The 8,860-nt window shown below is 64.4% G+C and carries 9 protein-coding genes; 3 read left to right on the top strand and 6 right to left on the bottom strand.

From position 1 onward, the window contains the following. Positions 1 to 373: 373 nt before the first annotated feature. The 3 genes from WCJ41_RS18330 to WCJ41_RS18340 all read left to right on the top strand — a co-directional run bounded on the left by WCJ41_RS18330 (position 374) and on the right by WCJ41_RS18340 (position 3,269). Positions 374 to 799, top strand: a complete 426-nt coding sequence (locus WCJ41_RS18330; RefSeq protein WP_336907282.1) for a hypothetical protein — start codon at positions 374 to 376, stop codon at positions 797 to 799. A gap of 211 nt (positions 800 to 1,010) precedes the next feature. Further along, positions 1,011 to 1,163, top strand: a complete 153-nt coding sequence (locus WCJ41_RS18335) for a hypothetical protein (protein WP_336907283.1) — start codon at positions 1,011 to 1,013, stop codon at positions 1,161 to 1,163. Between the two features lie 57 nt (positions 1,164 to 1,220). Beyond that, the gene (locus WCJ41_RS18340) at positions 1,221 to 3,269 is read left to right on the top strand and encodes an HPP family protein (protein WP_336907284.1); all 2,049 of its coding nucleotides are present in this window, start codon (positions 1,221 to 1,223) and stop codon (positions 3,267 to 3,269) included. Here the strand turns inward: WCJ41_RS18340 and WCJ41_RS18345 are convergent. The 6 genes from WCJ41_RS18345 to WCJ41_RS18370 all read right to left on the bottom strand — a co-directional run. Then, entirely contained in the window at positions 3,232 to 4,422 is a 1,191-nt protein-coding gene (locus WCJ41_RS18345; RefSeq protein ID WP_336907285.1) for a Xaa-Pro peptidase family protein, read from the bottom strand. The genes WCJ41_RS18340 and WCJ41_RS18345 overlap by 38 nt on opposite strands. A gap of 12 nt (positions 4,423 to 4,434) precedes the next feature. Next, positions 4,435 to 6,024 (bottom strand): ABC transporter substrate-binding protein, encoded by a 1,590-nt coding sequence (locus WCJ41_RS18350; RefSeq protein WP_336907286.1) that lies wholly within the window; start codon positions 6,022 to 6,024, stop codon positions 4,435 to 4,437. A 108-nt stretch (positions 6,025 to 6,132) separates the two neighbouring features. Then, a complete protein-coding gene (locus WCJ41_RS18355; protein WP_336907287.1) occupies positions 6,133 to 6,903 on the bottom strand; it encodes an ABC transporter ATP-binding protein in 771 nt (256 codons plus the stop codon). Next, on the bottom strand, positions 6,891 to 7,727 hold the full coding sequence (locus tag WCJ41_RS18360) for an ABC transporter ATP-binding protein (protein ID WP_336907288.1): 837 nt from the start codon (positions 7,725 to 7,727) through the stop codon (positions 6,891 to 6,893). The genes WCJ41_RS18355 and WCJ41_RS18360 overlap by 13 nt, the downstream gene beginning before the upstream one ends. Continuing rightward, a complete protein-coding gene (gene nikC / locus WCJ41_RS18365) occupies positions 7,724 to 8,629 on the bottom strand; it encodes a nickel transporter permease (RefSeq protein WP_336907289.1) in 906 nt (301 codons plus the stop codon). Before nikC ends, WCJ41_RS18360 begins: the two co-directional genes overlap by 4 nt. Further along, on the bottom strand, positions 8,626 to 8,860 hold a 235-nt coding region (locus WCJ41_RS18370), incomplete at its 5' end, for an ABC transporter permease subunit (RefSeq protein ID WP_336907290.1). The genes WCJ41_RS18370 and nikC, both read right to left, overlap by 4 nt.

The raw sequence follows: 8,860 nt of genomic DNA on the forward strand, positions 1-8,860 counted from the left end.
GGCAGCTTCCCAAGCTGCATGTCGTGCTGTTTGCGTCCTTGCGACGCCTCTTCCCAGTCATCCTTCGGTTGGATGCGTATCTTTGCGACTTTAAGCCGGCAGTTCTCGGTTTATGAATCTCGAACGCTTGCGGTACCTCGTAGTCGCTCCAGCAAGATTATCGGTGCCAGACTGTCCCGCTGTCCCACGCACTGATGACTGGTACATTGGAACAGGTAAATCCAAAGCCCGATTGGGGAATGGGCTCCATTCCAAATGTCGCCTCGGCGTAGGGCGCACCGAAAGATAAGTTTCCCTGCCGTGTATTCTCCAACAAAATGTCACGATTATTGTTGCATATAAGCCCAGAGTTCAAACTAGAGGATTCTGGAACATGGATGGCAAGCGTGGCGGCCGATCTCCCGGCACCAGGAACAGGCGCACCGAGGCGCTCATGGCCTTGGCCGAGGAAGGTGAAACCCCGTGCGGCTTCGCCCTGCGGCTCATGCGCGACGACACGCAGGACCCGGATGTGCGGATGCACGCTGCCAAGATTGCCGCGCCTTATGTTCACCCCAAGCCGCAGCCGGAACCCCGCATCGTGTCTTTCGATCTTCCCGGCAAGATCGACGGGGCCGAAGGTCTTCTATCAGTTCACGACGCCTTGCTACGCGCCACGGCAATCGGCGACATCGCCCTTGAGGACGCCAAGGACATTTCGGCCATGCTCGAAACCCACCGCCGCCTGGTGGAGACGACTGACCTCGAACAGCGTCTCGTCCGCCTTGAAGCAGAACAGGCCAAAGGGACCGCCCAATGAGCGTTAGGCACCGCATATCCCGACTTGAGGCCAATCTGCCTCCCGAACCCATTAGGCCGTGGGCGACCTTCCTATGGGCTTCGGATGATGATAACGAGGCGTTGGAACGGGCCGAGCAGGCCGCCGAAGCGGAAGGCCGCAGCATTATGGTTATCCGTTTGGTATCGCCCGAGTTGGACAGCAACGGCAGGGCGATCAAGAGGCAGGGACATTGACAAGCATCAAGCATCGTCTGGCGAAACTTGAAGCCTCAGTGCCTGAGCCGGCACAGGACCGTATCACCGAAATTCACCGCATCATCATGGGGCAGTACAACTCAGACGACTCGCCAGTTGTCATCGTGCGGCATTTTCCCGACCGGTGAAACCGTGCAATCCGTGAGGCTCCCGCCGCCACTCGGTCCAGCCGCTTAAGCAAGTCCGTGACCTGGACGGGGGTCCATGCGCCACCGCGCAACGTCTCGATCTTCCGGGCCACCAGCAGCCAGCGCCTCGAGTCAGCACTTGTGGCCTTCTTCAAGACTTTTGAGACGTATCTGCTAGCAACCGCCGAGCTGGAACAGGCTAGCAAGGCATACGGCGGGCCTGACAGACAAGCCCGCGACGCTGAACTACGGAAGGTCAGGGCAGACCTCCACGAACGCTTCGGCCGCAAGTGCCTTCAGCCTCCGCGCCTGCAGATCGCGGCACCGGCGGGGATCGGGAAGACCTCGAGATTCATAAAGGCGTACGCCAGTAGCCCTACCCTACACGGTCTCCACGTCGATTACTTTGTCCCGACGATTGAACGCGCCGAAAAGCTGGCCGCAGCTCTCCACAAGGCTTTCAAGGGATCAGGGATCAACGGCAGCGGACTCGTGCAGGTCATGTACGGCCGGTCTGACCCCAAGCACGGGCGCTGCCACCCGGACCGAAAGGAACTGGTTGCCTCCGCAGAGAATAAATCCCGTTCGGTTCACAACTTGCTGTGCCGCTCACTCGACCCGTCGGTTGAGGGTTTCTCGGCAGAGGTCGAGTGCCCTTTTTCCGACTGGTGTCAGGCGGTCGGCTACCAGTCGCAATTTGCGACTAGTGGACCAAAGCTTAGAATATGGCCACACGCTCAACTTCCTCTCACGCAGCACGAAGACCTCCGGCTACCAGAAGCAGCGTTGGTGATTGTGGACGAGAGTTGCGTGAGCGCGCTCTGCAAGAAGGGCGCGCCCCTTGAGCTAGCTGAACTGGCCAATACGGCAAATTATATTGACCCACACGGCGGCATAGATTACGCAGCCCTCGCCACTGGAAACCGCCTGCGTGCGGCGATCAAACTGGAGAGAGGATCAGTGCAGCTCCAGCCGTTGATTGATGTGCAGATCACTTCAGATGAGCTTCGCCATGCCGAACGTTCTGCGCGATGCGCTGCAAGAGACAGGTCGCTTGTCGTAGTTGCTGACTGGCCTGCTGAAGAGATCAAGGCGAAGATCGACGACCACCAATACTGCGGTGCAGGCACGGTGGCGGGAATACTGGGGCAACTCGCGATGGCCATGGAGGCAGGTCTCCTATTGAGTACCGCTGTCTCTCTCGTAGCCGTCAGGCAATTCGACAGCCCGAACGGGATCGTTGTTGGCTACAAGCTTGCCTTATCGACCGCCAGCCCGCCGCGAGTCCCGGCGAGCGCGGGCCTCTTGTTGCTTGACGCCGACGCCAATGCCGAGATCAATCGCCGCCTATTTGGGCCGAAGCTTCGTCACATCACCATCCGCTCGAAGCGGTTTGGCTACGTGAAGCAGGTATTTTCGACAGCGTTTTCTAAATATTCGCTTACCAGCGCTGGCGGGGCGGGTCTGCGCGCAAAAATCGTGCTTCTCGTCGCAGGCTACGTCGGACGTGGCAAGAAGGTCCTTGTCGGCTGCTCTCTCGCCGTCAGGCGAGCCTTGACCGGCGAGACAGACGCAAAGCTTCCGCAAAGCGCAAGCTGGAACGGCGCTGCCGTGACCCACTTCGGCGCATTTGTCGGCTCAAACGCATGGGAAAAGTACGACGTGGTTGTCGTTCTCGGCCGCGAGCAGCCACCGCCGCTGGCGGTCGTCGCGTTTGAAATGTTCGCCCACCGCAAGAAGTGCGCGTGGGCGATGCGTCCGTTGCTGGTGCCGGTCATCTGCTGCCTCAGTGCGACCGCGGCCTTTCTGCTTGTTGCCTGGCTCGGCGTGGGGCCTCTTGCCGCAGCACTCTCCCTCACCTGTGGCGTGGTGTTGACGCGGGTCTTCAAACTCCATTTTCCGCCTGCCATCACGGTGGGCCTGTTACCCTTCGTCATGCCGCATCTCGACGGGCGCTATCCCGCCGCGGTCACCCTCGGTGCCGTGCTCCTCTGCCTGGCATTTCTGCTGTGGCGCAAGACCAGCGCGTGGTCGCTCGCTCGCCACCGAGAGTCTTTCAGCGCTGCGCTCAGAGCCTTCTCAGGTCGCGGCTCATCGGCGCCATGACCTCGGCGCCGTTATCGGTGATGAGCAGCTGGTCCTCGATGATGAAACCCCCAAGACCTGAGATGTACCACGGCGTCTCGAAGGCCATGACCATGTTCGGTTCGAGGATCGCCTCGGAGTCATCGGCGATGAAGGGCCATTCCTCGCTCCAGATCGAGGCGCCGACGCCGTGCCCGAAGTGGCCGCGGCCGTAGGTGTCGAAGCCCTGGTCCCACATGGTGGTGGCGACCGTTCGGTAGATGTCGTGCAGGCTGCGGCCGGGTTCGAACAGTGCCAGACCGGCATCGAAGCTGCGGTGCAGCGCATCGTGGATGGCCTGCGCCTGGGGCGCCGGGGTGCCGAGCACGGCGGTGCGGGCGCCATCTGAACTGTAGCCGGCGATGACGCAGCCGACGTCCATCTTGATGATGTCGCCGTGGGCCAGCGGCCCGCCGGGCGCGAAGCCGTCACCGCCCACCGCGATATAGGCCCAGCAGGAGTCGGGTGGCGGCAGACCCTGCCGCGTCGCGTCGTCCTGCGCGGCGGATGCCCAGATGCGCGTCATCTCGGCGGCCGTCATGCCCGGGGCGATCTGCTCCATGAGGCTGATGAGCCCGGCGCGGGCATGCAGCGCCGCGCGGCGGAGGCGGTCGATTTCGGCAGGCTGCTTGATGGCGCGCAACCGCTCGACGATGCGGGTGGCGTCGAACCATTGCACGGGCAGGGCCTGGAATGCCGCAAAGTCGGCAGCGGGAACGAAGCCCATGTCGAGGCCGATGCGGCCCGCGAAGCCTTTCTCGTGCAGCGCCTCGCGCAGCAGGCCCAGGCTGTCTGCCAGCAGGTACTGCGCCGGGCGCGGCGTGCGCTTCGGCTTGTCCGGGCTGAGCGGGAAGCGGTCGGTTTCCACCCAGATGCGGTGGCTTCGGACATCTTCAAGACCCGATGCCGCAGCGAAACTTGCGGCCTGCAGGTCACCCACGATGGCGGTGAGCGGCGCGTTCTCGTCTGCCGGCACGATGAGGACGGCGGCACCGGCACGGCGCCAGTTGCTGGCCACGCCGGGAAAGGCGCCCGAAGCCCAGCTGATGGTCTCCGGCTGACACAGCACGAGGGCCGCAAGGCCCTCGTGCTCCATCAGGCGTGACGCGCGGCGGCGGTCGATAAAGCCCGGCACCGCGCTTGGTTCTTACTTGGTCGTCAGGTTGTAGTAGACCACGTCGGCGCTGGGTCCGAAGATGAAGTCCTTGACGTTGGACCGCGTGGCGACCTGCTTGGTCTCCTGGAACATGATGGCATAGGGGCCTTCGTCCAGGACCTTCTTCTGCTCGTCGAGGTACATCTGCTTGCGCTTGGCCTCGTCACGCTCGCGCACCGCGTCCGCCGTCATCTTGTTGACGGCGTCGTCCTGCCACGAGTTGCGCCAGGCCAGCGGCTTGCCCTTGGAGGCCGCGTCGGAATTGTCCAGGTTGTTGGCAAAGCCGTCGGCATTGGTGTGCGGGTCCATGTAGTCCGGGCCCCAGTAGATCATCAGCAGCTGGTGCTCGCGGGCGCGGTACTTGGTGAGCAGCGCCTTGGTTTCCGCCGGGATGATGTTCACCTTGATGCCGCCTTGCGCCATGGTGGACTGCACCGACTGGGCGATGTTGTTGAAGGGCGAGGAGTTCGGCGCATCGAGCATGATCTCGAAGCCATCCGGGTAGCCGGCCTCCTTGAGCAACGCCTTGGCCTTCTCGGGGTCGAACTTATAGGGGTTCTCATCGAGAGCAGCCCAGAAGCCCGAGGCCCAGAAGGATTCGTGCACCTGCGCACCGCCCTGCATGATGGAGTTCACGATGCCATCATAGTCGATGAGGTAGCGCAGCGCCTGGCGCACGCGCACGTCCTGCAGGTCCTTCTGCTTGACGTTCATGCCGATGTAATAGAGCAGCGCCTGGGGAGACGGCGTGATGGTGACATCCGCGTTGCCCTTGAGGCTGGTGACCTGATCGCCCGTCAGGTTCAGGGCGACGTCGGTGTCACCCTTCTCGATCAGCAGACGCTGGGCCGCGGGTTCCGGCACGTGGCGGATGACCACGCGCTTCATGGCGGGCTCGCCGCCGCGATAGCTGGGGTTGGCCTCGAGCACCACGCTCTCGTTGGGCTTCCAGCCCTTCAGCGTGTAGGCGCCTGAGCCGGCGGTGTTGGTCTTCAGCCATTCATAGCCAAAGTCACCGTTCGCCTCATGCGCCATGGCCGTCTTCTGGTCGACCACGGAGCCCACCACGGAGGACAGCAGCGCGTTCACCAGCGAGGGCGCGAAGTCGACGCCGATCTTGACGACGAGCGTCGAGTCATCGGGTGCGGTGACCATCTGGTCGACGTTCTCGGGCGTCCAGCCGAGCTGCGACAGCAGAAAGACCGGGGTCTTGTTGAGCTTGATCACCCGCTGCAGCGAGAAGGCCGCATCCTGGGCGGTGACGGGATTGCCGGACGCGAACTTCAGGCCGGGGCGAATCTTGAGGGTAAAGGTCTTGCCGTCGTCGCTCACCGTCTGGGATTCGGCAACGCCACCCACCAGCTTGGTGATGTCGGTGGGTTCGAAGCGCATGATGCGGTCATAGGTGTTGGCGAGAACCTGGATGCCGCTGAGCTCATAGGCTTCTGCGGGGTCGAGCGAGATGATGTCGTCGATGTTCTCGGCGATGACCAGCGTGTCCTTCGGCGTCTCGGCCATGGCGACCGGCGACAGCGCGGCAATGGCGCCGGCCAGAAGTGCAAATTTAAAGGCTTTCAGCATGAATATCTCCCTGTTGCCCAATTTCCGCCGTCCGCGCGTCCGTCTGGGCTCCGGGCGCGGCTTGGGTCATAACAGAACGTTTTTGACCGGCTGGCAAGTGCAGCAAAACTAAAGCGCCGCCACGGCGCGGGTAAAGCCGCGGCTGGCCTCCACCAGTTCCCGCGTGTAGGCCTCCCGTGCGCCGCCGTTACGCAGCTCCTCTGCCGTCAGCACCTCGACGAGCTTGCCCGCCTGCATGATCGCAATCCGGTTGCAGAGATGGGCGACCACGCCCAGGTCATGGCTGACCAGGATGATGGTGAGGCGGTTGGCCTGCTTCAGCCGGGCGATGAGGTTGAGGATTTCCGCCTGCACCGAGACGTCGAGCGCCGAGGTGGGCTCGTCGAGCAGCAGGATGGGCGGGCGCAGGATCAGGGCGCGGGCGATCGCCACGCGCTGGCGCTGGCCACCGGAAAGCTGGTGGGGATAGCGGAAGCGGTGCTCGGGCTTCAGGCCCACCTCGTCGAGCGCTGCGGCGATGCGCGCGTCGTGCCGGTCGAGACCATGGATGATCAGCGGCTCGCGCAGGATCTGGTCGGCCGTCTGGCGCGGGTGCAGCGAGGCATAGGGGTCCTGGAACACGAACTGCAGCTGCCGCCGGTCGGCCTTGGTGCGGCGCTGGGCGATGGGCCGCCCGTGCACGGCGAGCGTGCTGCTCTCAGAGGCGACGAGGCCGGCGATGGCTTTGAGCACCGTCGACTTGCCGGATCCCGATTCCCCCACGATTCCGAAGCTCTCGCCCTCGGCGACCGAGAAGCTGACGCCGCGCACCGCATGGACGGAGCGTCCATCGGCGTGAAAACTCACCCGCAGGTCCTGGACATCGATCATTCCAGCCATGCGGGGTCCCTCGTCACGGTGGCGAGCGTTGCGCGGGGCGCGTCGAGCGAGGGTGCGGCGGCCAGCAGGGCGCGGGTGTAGGGGTGCCTGGCCGCGCCCAGGTCGCGCGCCGAGATCTGCTCGAGGATGCGTCCGCCATACATGATGAGCACGCGGTCGCAGAAGCTCGAGACGATGTTGAGGTTGTGGCTGATGAAGATCAGCCCCATGCCGCGGTTGCGCACCAGGTCATCGAGGATGCGCAGCACCTCGTTCTGCACCGTCACATCGAGCGCCGAGGTGGGTTCGTCGGCAATCAGCAGGTCGGGCTCCGCCACCAGCATCATGGCGATCATGGCGCGCTGGCCCATGCCGCCAGACAGCTGGTGCGGATATTGCTGGAACACCGCGTCCGGCTGGCGGATCTTGACCGCCTCCAGCATGTCCAGCGCCCGGCGCTCCGCCTCGCGGCGCGAGATGTCCAGATGGAGGAGACATGTTTCGACGATCTGGTCGCCGATGCGGCGCACCGGGTTCAGCGAATATTTGGGGTCCTGCATGATCATCGACAGGCGCCGACCGCGCAGCTTCTGCCAGTCGGCATCGCTGGCGCCGAGCAGCGATTGTCCGTCGAAGTCCATGCGGCTGGCCGTCACCACGCCAGGCTTGGGGATGAGGCCGAGCAGGGCGCGGCCCATGGTGGACTTGCCGGATCCGGACTCGCCCACCACGCCCAGCCGCTCATGGCCGAGCGTGAAGGTCGCCTCGCGCAGGGCCTTGGTGACACCGCTGCGGCCGGGATAGGAGACGCTGAGGTTCTCGACGCTGAGAAGGGGCGCTGTCACGAGGTCTCCTTGGGGTCGAAGACGTCGCGCAGCCCATCACCCAGCAGGTTGAAGCCGAGGCTCACGAGGAAGATGGCGACGCCGGGGATGGTCGACACCCACCACTGGTCGAGGATGACGTCGCGCCCCGCCGAGACCATGGCGCCCCACTCGGCCGTGGGCGGCTGCGCGCCCAGCCCGAGGAAGCCCAGGCCCGCCGCGGTGAGGATGATGCCCGCCATGTCGAGCGTCAGCCGCACGATCACCGAGGACAGGCACAGCGGCACGATGTGGCGAAGCAGGATGCGCCAGGTGGAGGCGCCCTGCAGCAGCACGGCCTGGATGAAGTCGCTCCTGGCGATGGTGATGGTCTCGGCCCGCGCGATGCGCGCGTAGGGAGGCCAGGCAGTGAGCGAGATGGCGATCACCGCATTCTCGATGCCCGGCCCCAGCGCCGCCGCGAAGGCCAGCGCCAGCACGAGGCGCGGGAAGGCGAGGAAGACGTCGGTGATGCGCATCAGCACGATGTCGACCCAGCCGCCGAGATAGCCCGCCAGCGTGCCGACGGCGAGCCCGATGGGCGCCACCAGCACCGACACCAGGGCCACGATGGTGAGCGTCACGCGCGAGCCATAGAGGGTGCGAGAATAGATGTCGCGGCCAAGCTCGTCGGTGCCGAACCAGTGCGCGGCGGAAGGCTGTGCCAGCCGGTTGCCGAGGTCCTGCGCGATGGGCGAGATGCCGCGATCCAGCAGCGGCGCGAAGATGGCAATCAGCACCAGCACGGTGACGATCACCAGTCCTACAAGGCCCGGTGGATTGGAGAGGATGGCGAGCAGGCCGCGGTAGAGGCTGCCCAGCACCGCCTGCCGGCGCGAGCCCGGGGCCTCGTCGAGGAGCCAGTGCGAGAGGGATTGCGTCATGCGCCGCGCAGCCTCGGGTCGAACACCCGATAAAGGAGGTCGCTCACCAGGTTGACGCCGATGAACACCGCACCCACCAGAATGGTGCCTCCCAGCACCGCGTTCATGTCGCCGTTGAACAGGGCACGCGTGATGTAGAGGCCGAGGCCGGGCCAGGCGAAGACTGTTTCCGTCAGCACCGCGCCCTCGAGCAGCGAGGCATAGCTGAGGCCGATCACCGTGATCAGGGGC

Origin of the sequence: Aestuariivirga sp. (assembly GCF_037139295.1) — a bacterium.
In the GTDB taxonomy this organism is placed as follows: Bacteria; Pseudomonadota; Alphaproteobacteria; order Rhizobiales; family Aestuariivirgaceae; genus Aestuariivirga.